The organism is Pseudomonas serboccidentalis, assembly GCF_028830055.1.
Lineage (GTDB): Bacteria > Pseudomonadota > Gammaproteobacteria > Pseudomonadales > Pseudomonadaceae > Aquipseudomonas > Aquipseudomonas serboccidentalis.
The window spans coordinates 1,859,203-1,875,608 of the sequence record NZ_CP101655.1 but is presented as its reverse complement, the minus strand read 5'-3'; the positions used below and the strand labels follow the sequence as shown (position 1 = coordinate 1,875,608).

Genomic DNA, 16,406 nt, shown 5'->3' with positions numbered 1-16,406 from the left:
TCCCTCTCCCGGCTCACTCATAAAACTTACCCGCCAGCAAAATGCTCGCACAGCGCTGCCATACATTAGCTGAAGAGACATCTGCCGCCTGTCTGGAACTGGCGATCGCCCAGGCACCCGCAGCCTCAAGAAACGCATCCACAGAGCCATTTTCCCAACCCAGGGCGCCCCGGCCATAGGGCGACAGCGGTTCGCTCACCGAACGCTCACGGGCAAAGTCGGTACCCAGTGCCTGAATAAACGCAATGAACGATTGCTCGTCGCTCACGCTTTCCAGCAACTCATCAAGATCATCAGGCGCAGACATCGTGGCACTTTCCTGTTGGCGAATGGTTTGCCCGGGATGCTGCTATGCATCGATGTTGAGGTCAATCAGCCCGTCAAAACGGTCCCTGCGTCATCACCCGCGTCTCGATGATGTTGCGCAGCTCCGCGACCCGCTTCTGATACAGATCGGTCAGACAACTCACCTTCGCGCCACAGGCCTTGCGGCTTTTCAGGAAGGCCTGTTGTTCGCCGATCAGCGCATCGCGTCCGCCCATCGGCAGCAGGCGTTTGTCGAGGCTGAACAACTCGCCCATGGTCACATCCAGATCGTTCAGGGTGCGGTTGGCGCAGACCGCTTGTTCGTCCGCCGCTTTGGCCTTGGCACAGTCAAAACTGGCGGCGAATGCCGAATCGGCGGCCAGCCATAAACCGGCGCCGAGTAGCACGCCGATCACCGATGAAATTTCTCGAACTCGCGTCATGTCGTCGTATCCAACGTTGTAAGTCAATGGAGGTATGAGTAATGAAAAGCACCGACGATATCAAGCCTGCAATCCCTCATGACGCGCCACCGCTCGATTCCTCGGGCAAACCGGTCGACGTGGTTCGCCGGGATCTGCAAGACAGCGACGATGACACCAAAGCCGTGGACGAGGTGATTACCCCAACCTCGATCCGCACCAAGGAACAAGAGGCCGAGGAACTCAAGCGTAAGACCGATGCGATCGAACGCAAGGTCGCCGACGGTAATTAGTCCACTGACTACAGAGCAGCGCCGCGCGAATATGCCCAACGGGTGGGTTGCTTATTGCCAATGAGTCCATCCGGTGTGCGCTGCCCTGCCCCCGTCTCGTCCATACAAATACCTGTGTCCGCTCAATGGCTTGAAAGCCTTGGGCGGATACTTCCTGCTACCCGCCAATGTCCCGCCCACGACCGTTCGGCGCTTTGTCTGGCAGGGCCGCGAAATCGGATCTAGGGTTGCGTGGCTGGCTATATGCCAGCGACCCGCGAGCGGCGGTCACGCGCTCGCCCGTCGCGGCACTGGAAAAGAAATCAGGGATGGTTTTTGTGCTTGCGGTTCTCCTGCGCTCTTGCCGAGCGCGCAACTGATCCCTGCGTTTCGTTGTGTTCTCTCAAGGACAGAAAGATGAACAACGTACCGGTCAATTCCCCACGTCTGCCACTGCGGCAGGCCACTCGCGACGCTCCCGAAGTCCAGCCCGGCGGGTTCGGCTGAGGACACGGGCGCCGGCCTCCATGCGCCGGCGCTGCGCGAACTGAAAACACCCTTCGATCAGATCCCGACGGATCAGGTTGCTCGCTTGCCGGGGTTCCAGCAGGCAGAGGCGGCCTGTCTGTCAGGTAAGGCGCCCCTTTTCATCGGGGGGCGGATTTGCAGCACGGATGAGGAAACCCTCGATATGTCCCGTTCAACGGCCAACATCCCGCCTTATGGCGTCGCCATTCAAGGCGCAATCAAGCAAGGCGATGTGCAGCACATGAAGACGTTGTTGCAACAGCGCGACACCCGTAAACCTGAAGCGCAAGACCTGAAGGATGCGTACGAAGAACTGGCCAGGGAAATTTCCAGGCACGAAAAGCCCTGAAGCCATCAATCACATTGCAATGGAGGCAATCAACATGTCCGGTTCTACTCAGCAAAATGTCGGTTTGTTCCCGGTGAGCTATCGCATCGGCACCGGCGCGCCCGGGGCGCAGTCGCTGGCCCTGCACCTGCTGGTCTCGACGCCGAATGCGAAAGTCAACGGCACCGCCGTGATCACCCAGGCAACCAACCCGCCACTCGACGTGCATTCAGACGTCTGGGGTGAGTACACCTACCTCACCGTGATGTCGCCCGGGGTCAGCAAAATCCTCGTGACCGCCCAAGGCAATCACGGCGGGCCGGGCTCCAACTCCATCGATAACTTCGATGTGCGTCTGGTAGTCGGCACCGACTGGCGCGAAGGCGTCGCCAACTATCGCTATTTCGATGGTCAACGCTGGCACGAGGTCAACAACGCCCCGGCGCATCTGCAGGAGTCGCTGCCTTCACCGTACCACCCGGGCCCGGTGATCAGTCCGCACCCACCGATCCTGCCGCTGTACGCCGCGCCGATCCAAAGTGCGATCGCCAGCGGTGACCTGGCGCAGATGAAAAATCTGGCCAAACTCGCGCAGCAGCAACTCGACCAACAACCGCAACTGCAGAGCGCACTGGAAGCGGCGAAGAAAGAAGTCAGCCGGCTGCAGAGCCGCTGAGTCAGGCCACTTGATCCGCCATTCACTTTAGGGAGTAGCACCATGTCGATTGGACTTTTTCACACCCGTCTGAGCATCAGCAATGCACTGCTCGGTGCACCGGTCCTGACCCTTGATCTGCTGGTCGATACTGCGCACAAACGTGTCAGCGGGATTGCCAGTGTGTTCCAGGCCACCTGGCCGACGGTCAATTACCGGGAACCGGTCTGGGGCAGTTTTTCCGAATCCAAACTGACTGCCAATGTCGAGAACCACATCATCCTCACCCTCGACGGCGGCCCGAGCCGCCCGCCCAGCCAAATCGCCCAGACGTTCCACCTCAGAGGCATTCTGGGCAGCGACTGGGACAGCGGTTTTGTCGATTATCGCTATGAAGAACAGGGCCAGTGGCACGAAGTGAAGCATGTCGCGGTGCATCAGGCACCCAGCGAGCAACCGCATCCGGGGCCACACCCGCAGCCACTGTACGCCGTGGCCGTGCAGCAGGCGCAGACCAGCGGCGATCTGGCGCAGCTCAAAACCGTGGTGCAACAGGCCGAGCAACAAGTGGCGCACGAAGGCGCCTTGCGTAGCGCTCTTGAGCATTTGAAAGCGGAAATCGCGCGACTGGAAGCGCGCTAGCCGGCAAGCCCCGGGAGAGATCGCAACGGATCTCACCCGGGGCTTTTCAACCGCGGTCAATCCATTCGTAGCGCGCACAGAACTGTGCGCAAGGATTTCCCATGTCAGACGTGCGCCCTGCCCGTTACCTCAGCGACAACGATCTCAAACGCTACGTGCCGGTGCACGTAGTCTGGGAGATCACCTTGGCCTGCGACCTGAAATGCCTGCATTGCGGCTCCCGCGCAGGGCATCGACGGCCTGACGAACTCAATACCCGCGAGTGCCTGGACGTCATCGACTCGCTGGCCGCGCTCGGCACCCGCGAGATCACCCTGATCGGCGGCGAAGCCTATCTGCGCAAGGACTGGACGCAACTGATCAAGGCCATTCACGACCACGGCATGTACTGCGCGATCCAGACCGGCGGACGCAACCTGACCCCGGCGAAGATGCAGGCGGCGATAGATGCCGGGCTCGACGGCGTGGGCATTTCCCTCGACGGCCTCGCCCCGCTGCATGACGCGGTGCGCAACGTCCCCGGCTCGTTCGACAAGGCTGTAGACACCCTGCGCCGGGCCAAGGCCTCAGGACTGGCGGTGAGCGTCAACACCCAGATCGGCGCCGCCACACTGCCGGACTTGCCGGCACTGATGGACACCATCATCGAACTCGGCGCCACGCACTGGCAGATCCAGATCACCGTCGCCATGGGCAACGCGGTGGATCACCCGGAGTTGCTGCTGCAACCCTATCAACTGCTGGACGTCATGCCGTTGCTGGCACGCCTGTATCGTGAAGGTGTCGACCGTGGCCTGCTGATGAACGTCGGCAACAACATCGGTTATTACGGCCCGTATGAACACCTGTGGCGCGGCTTCGGTGACGAACGCGTGCACTGGACCGGTTGCGCCGCCGGCCAGACGGTTCTGGCGCTGGAAGCCGACGGCACGGTCAAAGGCTGCCCGTCACTGGCGACCGTCGGGTTCTCCGGGGGCAACGTGCGCAACATGAGCCTGCACGACATCTGGCACTACAGCGAAGGCATGCATTTCGGCCGCCTGCGCTCGGTGGATGACATGTGGGGTTACTGCCGTGGCTGTTATTACAACGACGTGTGTCGCGGCGGTTGCACCTGGACCTCGCATTCGCTGCTCGGCAAACCCGGCAACAACCCCTACTGCCATTACCGCACGCTGGAGCTGCAAAAGCGTGGGCTGCGCGAGCGCATCGTCAAGGTCGAGGAAGCGGCGCAGAAGTCGTTCGCGGTCGGCCGCTTCGACCTGATCACCGAACGCATCGACACCGGCGAAAAGGTCAGCAGCGTCAGTGACAGCGGTCAGGTGGTCAAACTGGCGTGGATCAATCAGGGCCAGCAATCGCCGGAGCAAGGCCGGATCGCCCCGCAACTGAGCCTGTGCCGCAGCTGCTTGCAGTACATCTATCCGCACGAGGTGATCTGTCCACATTGCAACGCCGATGTCGCCGCCGCCGAAGCCGAACACCAGGCCAATCGAGCGCGGCAGCAGGCGATCATGAACACGCTGACCGGGCTGCTGGGCATCGCGCCGAGTCGCTTGAACTGAGATCTCTTGCAGCAGAACGGACGGCAACGAGGCGTGTGCAACAAAGGCGCCCATCTCCTGAAATGGGCGCCTTTTTTCTCATTGTTGAATCAAACCACGCCGACAAAGTCACTTGCTGTCAACGCGACATGCCCCACCAGATCGATCTGAATATCTGCACTCGATCCTGAATTGACATTGCCCTCCACGTAAGTGTGATCCACGCCGCCAACGTTCACGAAGTGATACTTGAGCTGCGCCTGATTGTTGAACTCGGTACCCACGCCATTCCACTCGCCGAGGAACGTAAAGTCCTGATTGCCGGCAGAACCCGCTCCGGAAGTCCGCGCATCGATCAACGACAGATCGATGTGATCCTGGCCATGGGTGAAGTCATTGATGACATCTCGCGTCAACGTTGACGTGCCCGAGTCGCCCGTGGCAGAAAAAACGAACAGATCATTGCCCGCGCCGCCGGACAAGATGTCGCGATTTCCGCCCCCTTCGAGGGTGTCGTTACCGCCTCCACCGGCGAGTGTGTCCGTGCTGCCCTGCCCGGTCAGCACGTTGCTGCCACCATCGCCGGTCAAGGTATTGGCACCGCTACCACCGATCACATTCTCGACATTGATCAACGTATCGGCACCGGTCTGCGAACTGCTCGCCAGACCTGTCGCCAGGTTGACCGTGGCGCTGGAGGAGGTCGCCGACAGGTCATAGGTATCGACATCGCCACCGCCATCGTAGGTGTCATTGCCGTCGTTGACCGACGCCCGCAGGGTGTCATTCCCCAGTCCGCCGAACACGCCGTCCAGCCCTTGGCCGCCCACCAGGGTATCGCTACCGCTACCGCCATCCAGCCAGTCATTGCCACCCTGACCTTGCAACAGGTTGCTGGCGCCATCGCCCTGAATGTGATCGTTGCCGGAACCGCCGTTGATGTTTTCGATGCCGGTCAAGGTGTCGCTACCGGTCTGGGTGCTGGTGGAGGTGCCTGCCTGCAAATCCACCGTGGCCGCCGCCGACGTGGCGGACAGATCATAAGTGTCAGTGCCGGTTCCGCCGTCGTAGTGGTCGTTGCCATCGTTGAGCGACGCCAGCATCGTGTCGTTGCCACTGCCACCGAACAGCGTGTCATTGCCCGCCAGCCCGCTGAGCTGGTTGTTGCCACTGTTGCCGGTGATGACGTTGTCCAGACCGTTCCCGGTGCCGTTGATGTTGCTAGAGCCAAGCAAGGTCAGGTTCTCGACGTTGGCGCCCAGGGTATAGCTGACTGACGACGTCACCGTGTCGGTGCCCTCATTGAGGTTTTCTTGCACCACATCGCCATTGGCGTCGACCACGTAGATGTCATTGCCGGCATTGCCCCGCATGATGTCGCTGCCGCTGCCGCCATCCAGCAGATCCGATCCGAGGCCGCCATTGAGCACGTCGTTGCCCGAATAACCCATCAGGATGTCCTGATAGTTGGTGCCGTTGAGGGTATTGCTGAAGAAGTTGCTGCCTTCGATGAAGCGCCCTACCGCTTCCGTCGGATCCGAAGTCAATTGCTCCACGGTGCCGCTGTTGTCGGTGTAGGTGGTCAGCACTCGCACTTGCTGACCGAACTGCGCCGAGGTCGGAGCAAATGTCGAGGCATTGGCGCCGGAGATGTTCAGCCACGTAGCGCCCACCAGCGCCTGCCACTGATAGGAGAACCCGCTGGGGCCGGGCAAGCCGTCGGCATCCTGAATCGCCGAGGTGTTGGCCGTCAGCCGATACTGCGTCGGCACTGGCCGGCTCGGCGTGGTGGGAGCGGTGGCGAATCCGGACACCGCGACATTACCGGTGGGCAGATGGTTGGTGATGCTCAGATTGACCGTGCGATCGGCGAAGCGCAGTTTCTCGACACCGATCACGATATCGGTACCGTCGACGTTCGCGGCCCCCACGCGCAGATCCACGACCTTGAACGCCGTGATCATCTCGCCCCCCGGACGAGTGTCGGTGAACTTGGTGATGCTGTAATCGGCGAAGTTGCCACTGAGGATCGCGGCATCGGCTGCACCATCGGCGGTCCCGGGTGCAGCATGATTGTCGCCCAGAATGAAGCCCGGACGACTGGCTTGCAGGCCGGTGAAGTGTTCGGCGAAGCCCTGGCTGGCGAGCAGGTGATTGAGGTCGGCAAGTTTGATCGAGTCGCCGACGATCACATCATTGCCGCCGTTGCCTTGGGCAACGTCATCGCCGCTGCCGCCAATCAGCCAGTTCTCGGTAGCGTTGCCGATCAACCCGGCCGTCGGATTGGCCGGCGAGGCGCTGTTGGGCCGACTGTCACTGAAGCGTGAACCGATCAGCCCTTCAATGTCGGTGAGCAAGGCGTTGAACGGCTGGAACAGCACGCCGGTACCCGGTGCGGCGACGATGTTCTGGTTGTTCAGATCCGCCGCTGCATCCAGCGCGATGTTCACGTCGCTGAACGCGGCAATGTCGAAACCGACATCGCCAAGGGCCTCGTCGCCATCGCCCTGGCCGGGAGCACCACCGAGCCCCGGCAGCAAAATGTCGTCGCCGACACCGCCGAATTCCTGGTCACCGGTGGAGCCGCCGGAAATGATGTCATCGCCGTCCTCACCGAACAGAATATCCGGGCCGTCGCCGCCATAGATCTCGTCGTTGCCGTCGCCGCCGTGGACCAGGTCGGTGTCGCCACCGGCATCGATGTAATCGTTACCGGCGCCGCCGTACAACTCGTCGATACCGGCTTCGCCATAGAGGTGGTCATTGCCATTGCCGCCGATCACCACATCCAGGGCGCCGGCACTGGTCCCGGCATAAATGGTGTCGTCACCCTCGCCGCCATCAAGGAAGTCTTCGATGTCGCCACCGTAGATCACGTCATTGCCGTCGCCGCCGTAAATATGGTCAGCACCGGCCTTGCCATCGAGGATGTCGTCGCCGCCTTCGCCGTAGATCGTATCGTCGCCGTCACCCGCATCGAGCCAGTCGTTGTAGTCAGTGCCGACCAGCACTTCGTGGGAGTTGTAACCCACGGCTGCGGTGCCGTCGGGGTTCTCGCCCTGATCCGGCCGATAGTCACGGATGTAGGTTTGTGAGGTGTGTGTTTCCGGATTGCTCAGGCTCACCAGCAAGCCGTTGCCGCCAATGCCACCAACGCCGCCGGTCGAATAGACACCCATGTGGTTGGCTTCAATGAGCGTGCCGTACTTGTGCTCGCTCTTGTACGCGGTCGGACTGGCGCCCGAGTCGGTGTAGCTCAACTCTATGTAACTGTCGGCGTAACCAAACACATCCCCGGCCAGGTGCCGTGCGTCGGTGGTGCGCTCGATGATGTCCTTGAACTGCTCGGTGACCACCTGCTCGTTGAGGTTGGTCATCGCCGGCAAGCCGAGGTCGAGGCGGAACAGGTAGTAGAAACGGTCACCGTCCATCAACCGTTCCATCTGATCCTCGAAGATCGCATTGAAGGTGGTCCCCAGTTGCCCGGTATAGACGTGCTTTTCCGCCAGACCGCCGATCCATAGGTCGATCGCGTTGTAACCGTCATAACCGGCCACGTGATTGCCGTTGGGATCCGCCGCACCGGAGAGGAAATAGGCCGCTTGCTCTGCCGTCACACTGCCACCGGCGTAGTTGGTGGTCACGCCCGTCGCATCGGCATCGATGATCGCCTGGGCGTGCGCCACATCACCGTCGAACGAATAGGCCGCGATGAAGTTCACCAGCGACTCGGGGTGAATCATGTTGTTGGCGAAGTCGCTCCAGCTGGTATAGGGCGTCAGGCCATCGACGATCAGGTTGGTGTGGTGCTGCGCGCCAGCCGGTGACGCCCGTTCTGCGATCAACGCATCGTGGATCTGCTGCCGCGCCTGGTTCAGGGTAGGCAGCCCCAGATCCCGACCGCGCGCCAGGTTGATGGTCGCCAGGTCCAGTGGCTGGCCGAGCAAGCCCTGCTGCAATGCCGGGGTGACGAATTCATCGATTTCGTTGCTGATCTGCCGGGTCATGCCCAAAGCAATTGCGGTTGGCCCCACTTCGGCAAAACCGCCGGGATTGAGGAACGCCTGCTCCAGTGCGTAGTGGGTGATCGCGCCGGTCAGGTCGTAGCCGCCGCTGGCGTTTTTCTCCAGCGCATCGATGGTTTCCCGCAACTGCGAATGCCCGAAGCGGAACGCGGCCTGACCGTACTCCAGCGAGATATTGGTGTTGATCCCCGAATCGTAGGTAACAAATTCAGGCAAGTCCGGGGTAATCAGCCGGGCGTACTGGTCGATCGCCACGTGCTGGTATTCCATCTCCACGGTGAGTTTGGCGGCGTAGAACAATTTGTCCTGATCCCATGACACCGTGACGCCGTCGGCCAGGGTGAAATTGCCATTGGCGTCGGCATAAAAACCGCCACTGCCATTGCTGACCTGCACCTGCCAGTTGTGCCGCACATTGACGTCGGTCTGGCTCAGCACCTCGTTCTGCAGGTTGATCAACTGCACGTTGTGGTCTTCGTGGAACACGTGATGAATCGCCGTGAGACCGAAGTTTTCGTTCACCCGCCCGTCGCCGGCAATGTAATGGTCGCCCACCGATTGCAGCAGCAGTTCGTTGGCTACTGCGTAGTCGGCACTGCCCGGCGCTGCACTGATGGTGAAATCAGCAAAGTTGACGAAGCTGAACAGATTCTTCGGCCCGGCATTATCGTAATTGACGACCATGCCGTAAGGGTTGTTGGCATCGAAGGTGATGCTGGTGATGTGCGAATCCAGCGACATCAGTCGAGCCTGGTCGATATGCGCATCATCGAAGTGCGGGTTCATGTCCAGCAGCAACGCCTCGCGGGTGTACACCGCTTGCACGCCAGCAGTGTTGGGATCGGCATCGAGTACATGGCCATGGGCATCGCGCACGCGGAAGTTGGCGATATCGTCCCAGGTCAGATCATCACGACCGGTAGCCAGCACGTGGGCGCGCAATTCACTCAAGGTCGGCAGGGTCTGGTGGGTCAGCACGCCGTTGAGTGTCCAGGCCGCTTCATCGCTCAGTGTCGTGCCGTCGAACAGCGCCGCACCGGCAATGAATTGTCCCGGGTGATTCGGATCGGCCACCCACTGGCGCAGCAACTGCGTGACTGCGTCATTGGAGCCGTAAGTCTGGTTCTGATCGATGTAGGGCGAATCGAGGTTGACGTACTGCGCCTGGCCCTGCCCGTCCACTTCAGCCACGGAGGCCCGGTGGACCTTGATCGAATACACCGGCTGCCCATCCGGCCCGATCGTGCCGTAGAGCGGATCGTCCGGCGCCAGCGGAATGGTGATCGTCGCGTTCTGGTTGGGCTTGTTGATGAAGTCCAGACCGTGGTCGAAGAATTGCCCGAACAGGGTGAACCAGCCGGTGGTCGACGGGTCGCCTGACACCGTGTTCTGGTTGCGAATGTAGTACTGACCGGAGTCCGGGGCACTGGTGTCGACTTCACCGATGGTGCCGAGAATGCCGGGATCGGTGACGATCGCCACGCCCGTGGCCGTGTGCTGAATATGGCCATTGGCGTCGGTGGCGAAGGTGACGCCGCCGCTGACGATGGTCTGGCTGATCATCCGGGGGGTGTAGTCCACCAGTGACGCTGTCGGATCGCTGTACAGTGAACTACTGTCAGACAAGGGTGTGGCACCTGCCGGAACGCCTGCGCCCGAGGTCAGTGCCGCGTTACCCAGGTTTTGCTGGACGTAGTGGCTGTAGTCCGAATGCGTCAGGCGAATGAAGTTCTGCGCGAAACTGCCCCAGCTCTGCCCATCCTGAGTCAGGTTGTTGAAATGACCGGAGACGTCGCGCAGCCCGATCGGATCGCGCGCACCGTTGTACCAGACGGGTTCCCCGGGCGGCGTGTCGAGTGGATTGAAACTGCCGAGCAGCCCGAGCACATGGACATTGCCGTCCGAACCGTCATAGCCGTACAGCGGTTGACCGGAGCTGTCGTAGCCAACGATATGGATAGTCGGAAAGGACACCTGCTGCTCAAGGAACGAAATATCGTTGGCATTGAGGGTGAAGCGCTTTAGCTGGTACATGGCAAACTCCGGATATCCGTTGGCTCGCAAGGTTTTTCAACCGACTTACCACGATCATCAGGAAATCGACGCGATGGCAAAAGATGCAAAAGTCCAATCAAAAAACGAGACTTTTGTCGCCGATGAGACTGAGACTTTGGTCGAATCAAGACCGGCCTCCAGAGGTGTCTGGCGCTCGCGCATCAAGCTGCACGCCCGTCACCTGAGCCGCTCCACCCAGTTCGTCATCGCCGCCGCGCTGATCCTGGGGCTGACCATGTTTTTCGTCGGCAAACTGGTGAGTGCGCGGATAGAACGTGCGGCCGTGCAAAGTGCCGCCGAGGCTGGTGCGCACTACATGGAGGCGTTTCTGGAACCCTATGTGCAGGAGATGAGTCGCGATAACGGTCTGTCGCCCAACAGCATCAAATCCCTGGATCGACTGATGGACAGTCGCTCGCTCAAACGCCACATCGTCTCGATCAAGATCTGGCGCGCCGATGGCACGGTGGTTTACAGCACCGACAAATCCATCACCAACCGGCAGTTTCCGATGGACGAAATCGCCGATGCACTCAAGGGCAATGTGGTTACCGACCTTGAAGACCTGGATCAGGAAGAAAACGAGTTCGAACGCAAACTCAACGTTCCGCTCTACGAAATCTATGCGCCATTGCGCGAGTTCAACACCCGAAAAATCATCGCCGTGGGCGAGTTCTATGAGAAGGCTGAAAGCCTGGAACAGGAAATCAACCGCGTGCGCCAGCAGGTCTGGCTGGTGGTCGGCACCGCCACCCTGGCGATGTTGACGCTGCTGTTTTTCCTCGTCCGGCGCGGCGACCAGATCATCCAGCGCCAACAAGTGTCACTGCGACTGCGGTTGCTGGAACAAACTCGCCTGCACGTCAGCAACGCGGCGCTGCATCGCAAAATCAACACCGCGACCCAGGAGTTCTCGCGCATCAACGAACTGACCCTGCGTCGCATCGGCGCCGACCTTCACGATGGCCCGGCGCAACTGCTGACACTGATTCTGATCCGTCTGGATGACCTGGCCGAGCACTGCACCACGCTTGATCAGGAGTCGCTGGAAACCATCCGCGGCGCCGCCACCGATGCTCTGCGTGAGGTGCGTGATCTTTCGCGGGGGCTGGCCCTTCCGGAAATCAACGACCTGACCCTGACGCAAGAACTGCAACTGGTGGCTGAGCGGCATGAGCAACGCACCGGCAGCAAGGTGCAATTGAATATCGCGACACTGCCGGACTCAGCGCCGCTGCCGGTCAAGCTGTGCCTCTACCGGTTTGTCCAGGAGACCCTGAACAATGCCTACCGCCATGCGCAAGGCAAAGGCCAGACGATTATCGCCAGCCACGAAGAAGGGACACTGCGGATCACAGTCAGAGACACCGGCCCGGGCATGGCGGCCGATGCGATGGTGGTCGACGGGCACGGCAGAAACCGGCTGGGGCTGGCCGGGTTGCGTTATCGCGTGGAGTCGCTGGGCGGGGTGTTCAGTATTCAGTCTTCACCGGGCAGCGGCACCTCGGTCAGCGCACGACTCAGAGTCTGATCAGGACCCGCCATGGGCATCCAGCTGCGGCGGCACCGCCCCTATGTGCAAGCGCCCGACAGCCTCGCGCTCCCAATGCCGCCTGAGCGCCGTGACCGCTTCAACACGGTTGCGCGCGTGCAGCTTCTGCATCACGCAGGTCATGTAGTACTTGACGGTTTTTTCGCTGATGAACAGCTTTGACGCCACCTCTTTGTTGGTCAGGCCTTTCGAGACTTCGCGGATGATCTGTTCCTCACGGTGGGTGAGGTCGATCTTGCGCACTTCCGCTTCATGCTTTTTGAAGTTGCTGAGCAGTTTGTTGGCGAATTCGGGGGTGATAAACGTTTCGCCCCGGGCAATCGAACGGATCGCCAGCACCAGGTCCGGCCCGCTGACGCCCTTGAGCACATACCCCCTGGCGCCGGCCTCCAGCGCTGAATAGGCGTCATCTTCCGATTCGGAAACAGTCAGCATCAGCACCTTGACGTCCGGCAGTTGCGTCGCGATGTACCTGACCGCTGCAAACACGTCACCCGGCATGTTGACGTCCATCAACATCACGTCCGGCCTCATCCGCAGTGCGATATCCCGGGCTTCATCCGCACTGCCACCCTGCTCCACGACTTGCAGGTCGGCCCTTTTTCGCAGGGTATTGGCGACACCTTCACGCAGCAAAGGATGATCATCGACGATGCCGATGCGGATGAACGGATTCATGACGCGCTCCTGTCTAAGCCAAGCATTCAGACCCCATTGATTAATAGCAGCAAACCCGCAGCGATGTCGGGCACCGGTCGGGTGCGGGGAACCTCGAAAGCGCGGAAATTAGACTTAAGTCGGGCGATTTTTGACCGTCAACAAGCAATCTGGATAACAAGCGACTGAAAAACCCGCCGGCAAGCCATTGTTTTGTAACACCTCACAAACAGTCAAAAATCTGTCGATCGCCAATAACCCGGATCGCGGTGTTATCCGACCAACAGTCGCTCTCCTACGCTGAGGTACATGACGCCACGGCATTGGACCCTCCCGATGAACAAGAAAAATCACGCGCGATCCGAGTTGGCCGATGTGTTTTTTCGGCTGCGCCGCACGTTTTATTCGCTGGCCGGATTCAGTGGCGTGATCAACGTGCTGATGCTGGCGCCAGCCATCTACATGCTGCAGGTGTATGACCGGGCGCTGGTCAGCAGCAACCTCACCACGCTGCTGATGCTGACGATCCTGATGATGGGGCTGTACACCCTGCTGGCGATGCTGGAAGTGGTGCGCACCCGTGTGATGATCCGGGTCGGCAACCGGCTCGACATGGCCCTCAATCGCCGGGTGTTTAGCGCGGCTTTCGAGCGCAACCTGCAGCGCGCCGGCGGCAACCCTGCGCAGGCCTTGCAGGACCTCGCCCAGGTCCGCCAGTTTCTGACCGGTAATGGTCTGTTCGCATTTTTCGATGCGCCATGGACGCCGATTTACCTGTTCGTCGCCTATCTGATTCATCCCTTGCTGGGCATCGTCACCTTGTGCGGTTCGCTGATATTGGTAGCACTGACATGGCTCACCGAAGTCGCCACAAAAAAGCCGTTGGGCGAAGCCAATATCGCCGCGCAGGTCTCAGGCACCTTCGCCAACAACAATCTGCGCAACGCCGAAGTCATCGAAGCAATGGGCATGCTGCCGGCGATCACCGGTCGCTGGTTCGGCAGCCACCTGCGAATTCTCGAAATGCAGACCCTGGCCTCCGACCGGGCCGCCTATATCAGTGGCCTCGGGCGTTTCGTGCGCATTACCTTGCAGTCGCTGATTCTGGGCACCGGCGCACTATTGGCCATCGAAGGTTCGATCACGCCGGGCATGATGATCGCCTGCTCGATACTCAGCGGTCGGGCGCTGGCACCGGTGGAGCAATTGATTGGTGCCTGGAAGCAATTGCTGACCAGTCGTCGCGCCTGGTCGAGACTCAAGAACCTGCTGCAGGAGTTCCCTCCGCGCGCCGATGCGATGAAGCTGCAACGCCCGCTCGGCATGATCTCGGTGGAGCACTTGCACGCCGGCGCGCCGGGCATGACCCAGGCCATCCTTCACGGGCCTAACTTCAGCCTGTCACCGGGCGAGTCACTCGGCATCATCGGCCCTTCCGCTTCCGGCAAATCGACACTGGCCCGCTTGCTGGTGGGCATCTGGCCGTCGCTCAGCGGCAAAGTGCGCCTGGACGGGGTCGACGTGTACCTGTGGAACAAGCAGGAACTCGGTCCGTGGCTCGGCTACCTGCCCCAGGACGTGGAGCTGTTTGAAGGCACCATCGCCGACAACATCGCGCGCTTCGGCGACGTCGACAGTGACGCGGTGATCGTCGCCGCCAAGCGCGCCGGCGTTCACGACATGATCCTGCGCTTCGCCCGCGGTTACGACACGACGCTGGATGTCGACGGCAACCCATTGTCCGGCGGCCAGCGCCAGCGCATCGGCCTGGCACGGGCGCTGTATGGCGAGCCTTCGGTGATTGTGCTCGACGAACCGAATGCCAACCTTGACGACGCCGGGGAAAAAGCTCTGATCGAGGTGCTGGAAGACCTGAAACAGCGGCACTGCACCACCGTGCTGATCAGCCACCGGCCAAGCATCCTCGGCACCGTCGATAAAGTCCTGATGTTGCGTGAAGGCAGCACTCAGTTGTTCGGCCCCCGGGAAGAAGTGTTCGCCGCGCTGCGCCAGACCAGCGTGCTGCCAACGGTGGGGGCGCCAACCCTGTCAGCCCTGCGCGGGAGAGAGTAAATGGGTGCCTTGAGCGTTGATCCGCATGGCCAGGAGCTGGTGCGTGCAATCGCCGATATCGACGTCGACGACCGACGCCCGGCACGCTGGGGCGTGCTGTTGGTGATCGTCGGCTTTGGCAGCTTTCTGCTCTGGTCATGGCTCGCGCCGCTGGACGCCGGGATCGTTGCCAGCGCCACGGTCAAGGTCACCAGCAACCGCAAAGCGATCCAGCACCAGACCGGCGGCACCATCGACGCGATTCTGGTGCGCGAGGGCGACACCGTCAGCAAGGATCAGGAACTGGTGCGCCTGGACGCGACTCAGGCACTCTCGGAACAAGGCGTGGTGAACGCGCAATTCATCGCCACCAAAACCATGGAAAACCGCCTGCAAGCCGAACGTGATGGTCTGCCAGACGTGGTGTTCGACCCGTCCATGCTCAAACGCTATGCCGATAACGAACACCTGACCGACGCCATTCGCCTGCAACGTCATCTGTTCATCACGCGCCGCGCCAGTCTGGCGGGCGAGCTCGACATCCTGCGCGAATCGCTCAATTCCGCAGAAGCACAGGTCAAGGGCTTGCAGCGTGTCTACAGCGCACGTTCATCCCAAATCGGCTTTCTCAATCAGGAACTGGTGGGCGTGCGCCAACTCGCCGCCGAAGGCTACGTGCCGCGCAATCGCATGCTGGAGCTGGAGCGCGCCGGGTCCGATCTGAACGCATCGCAGGCCGACAACCTGAACAACATCGCCCGTGCCCGGGGCCAGGCTGCCGACATCAAGTTGCGCATCATTCAGCGCGAGTACGACTACCGCAAGGAAGTGCAATCGCTGCTGGCCGATGTGCAGAAGGAAAACAGCGCCCTCACCGACCGCCTGCAAGCCCTGGACTATCAAGTGCGACACACCGTAATCCGCTCACCCATCGACGGCATGGTGCAGGGCTTGAGCGTGTCGACGGTCGGTGGCGTGATTGCCCCCGGTTTCAAGATCATGGAAATCGTCCCGGCCCATGAGCCGCTGCAAATCGACGCGATGATTCCGGTGCAGGCCATCGACCGCATGAACCCGGGGTTACCGGTGACGATTTCGTTTCCCGCGTTCAACCATGTGCAGACACCGAACATTCCCGGACAAGTGCTGACCATTTCCGCTGACCGCTTGATGAGTGAGGACAACAAACAGCCCTATTACCTGGCGCAGATCGAAGTCACCCCGGTGGGGATGTCGATGCTCGGCAGCAATCACATTCGCGCGGGCATGCCCGCTTCGGTGACCATCAAGACCGGTGAGCGCAATATGCTCAGCTACCTGTTGAAACCCCTGCTCGACCGCGTAAACAGCGCGTTCAAGGAGCAATGA

General features: G+C 60.8%; 12 protein-coding genes. 8 read left to right on the top strand and 4 right to left on the bottom strand.

Features of this window, described 5'->3' with window-relative positions; all coding sequences use genetic code 11:
• Positions 1-13: 13 nt before the first annotated feature.
• Positions 14-307 carry a DUF7660 family protein gene (locus NN484_RS08705; protein WP_274658899.1) on the bottom strand — a complete coding sequence of 98 codons (294 nt, stop codon included), beginning with the start codon at positions 305-307 and terminating at the stop codon, positions 14-16.
• 73 nt (positions 308-380) lie between these two features.
• Complete coding sequence (locus tag NN484_RS08700) at positions 381-749, bottom strand: lysozyme inhibitor LprI family protein (RefSeq protein WP_274658898.1); 369 nt, start codon at positions 747-749, stop codon at positions 381-383.
• 41 nt (positions 750-790) lie between these two features.
• Here NN484_RS08700 and NN484_RS08695 point away from each other — a divergent pair, with 41 nt between their 5' ends.
• The 5 genes from NN484_RS08695 (at position 791) to NN484_RS08675 (ending at position 4,718) form a co-directional block, all read left to right on the top strand.
• A complete protein-coding gene (locus NN484_RS08695; protein ID WP_274658897.1) occupies positions 791-1,021 on the top strand; it encodes a hypothetical protein in 231 nt (76 codons plus the stop codon).
• Positions 1,022-1,691: 670 nt separating this feature from the next.
• Positions 1,692-1,877 carry a DUF1843 domain-containing protein gene (locus NN484_RS08690; RefSeq protein ID WP_215499649.1) on the top strand — a complete coding sequence of 62 codons (186 nt, stop codon included), beginning with the start codon at positions 1,692-1,694 and terminating at the stop codon, positions 1,875-1,877.
• A 34-nt stretch (positions 1,878-1,911) separates the two neighbouring features.
• Positions 1,912-2,532: a DUF1842 domain-containing protein gene (locus NN484_RS08685; protein ID WP_215499647.1), complete on the top strand. Its 621-nt coding sequence runs from the start codon at positions 1,912-1,914 to the stop codon at positions 2,530-2,532.
• A gap of 42 nt (positions 2,533-2,574) precedes the next feature.
• Entirely contained in the window at positions 2,575-3,153 is a 579-nt protein-coding gene (locus NN484_RS08680) for a DUF1842 domain-containing protein (RefSeq protein ID WP_127651423.1), read from the top strand.
• Positions 3,154-3,254: 101 nt separating this feature from the next.
• Positions 3,255-4,718 carry a GDL motif peptide-associated radical SAM/SPASM maturase gene (locus tag NN484_RS08675; RefSeq protein ID WP_274658896.1) on the top strand — a complete coding sequence of 488 codons (1,464 nt, stop codon included), beginning with the start codon at positions 3,255-3,257 and terminating at the stop codon, positions 4,716-4,718.
• An 89-nt stretch (positions 4,719-4,807) separates the two neighbouring features.
• Here NN484_RS08675 and NN484_RS08670 read toward each other — a convergent pair whose 3' ends face one another.
• Complete coding sequence (locus NN484_RS08670; protein WP_274658895.1) at positions 4,808-10,756, bottom strand: peroxidase family protein; 5,949 nt, start codon at positions 10,754-10,756, stop codon at positions 4,808-4,810.
• A gap of 73 nt (positions 10,757-10,829) precedes the next feature.
• Between NN484_RS08670 and NN484_RS08665 the strand changes: the two genes are divergently transcribed.
• Positions 10,830-12,308: a sensor histidine kinase gene (locus NN484_RS08665; RefSeq protein WP_127651426.1), complete on the top strand. Its 1,479-nt coding sequence runs from the start codon at positions 10,830-10,832 to the stop codon at positions 12,306-12,308.
• Here NN484_RS08665 and NN484_RS08660 read toward each other — a convergent pair whose 3' ends face one another.
• Positions 12,309-13,007 carry a response regulator gene (locus NN484_RS08660; RefSeq protein ID WP_127651427.1) on the bottom strand — a complete coding sequence of 233 codons (699 nt, stop codon included), beginning with the start codon at positions 13,005-13,007 and terminating at the stop codon, positions 12,309-12,311.
• A gap of 315 nt (positions 13,008-13,322) precedes the next feature.
• On the opposite strand from NN484_RS08660, the gene NN484_RS08655 reads away from it, so the two are divergent.
• Together NN484_RS08655 and NN484_RS08650 are read left to right on the top strand one after the other, a co-directional pair.
• A complete protein-coding gene (locus tag NN484_RS08655) occupies positions 13,323-15,059 on the top strand; it encodes a type I secretion system permease/ATPase (protein WP_274658894.1) in 1,737 nt (578 codons plus the stop codon).
• On the top strand, positions 15,060-16,406 hold the full coding sequence (locus NN484_RS08650) for an HlyD family type I secretion periplasmic adaptor subunit (protein ID WP_274658893.1): 1,347 nt from the start codon (positions 15,060-15,062) through the stop codon (positions 16,404-16,406).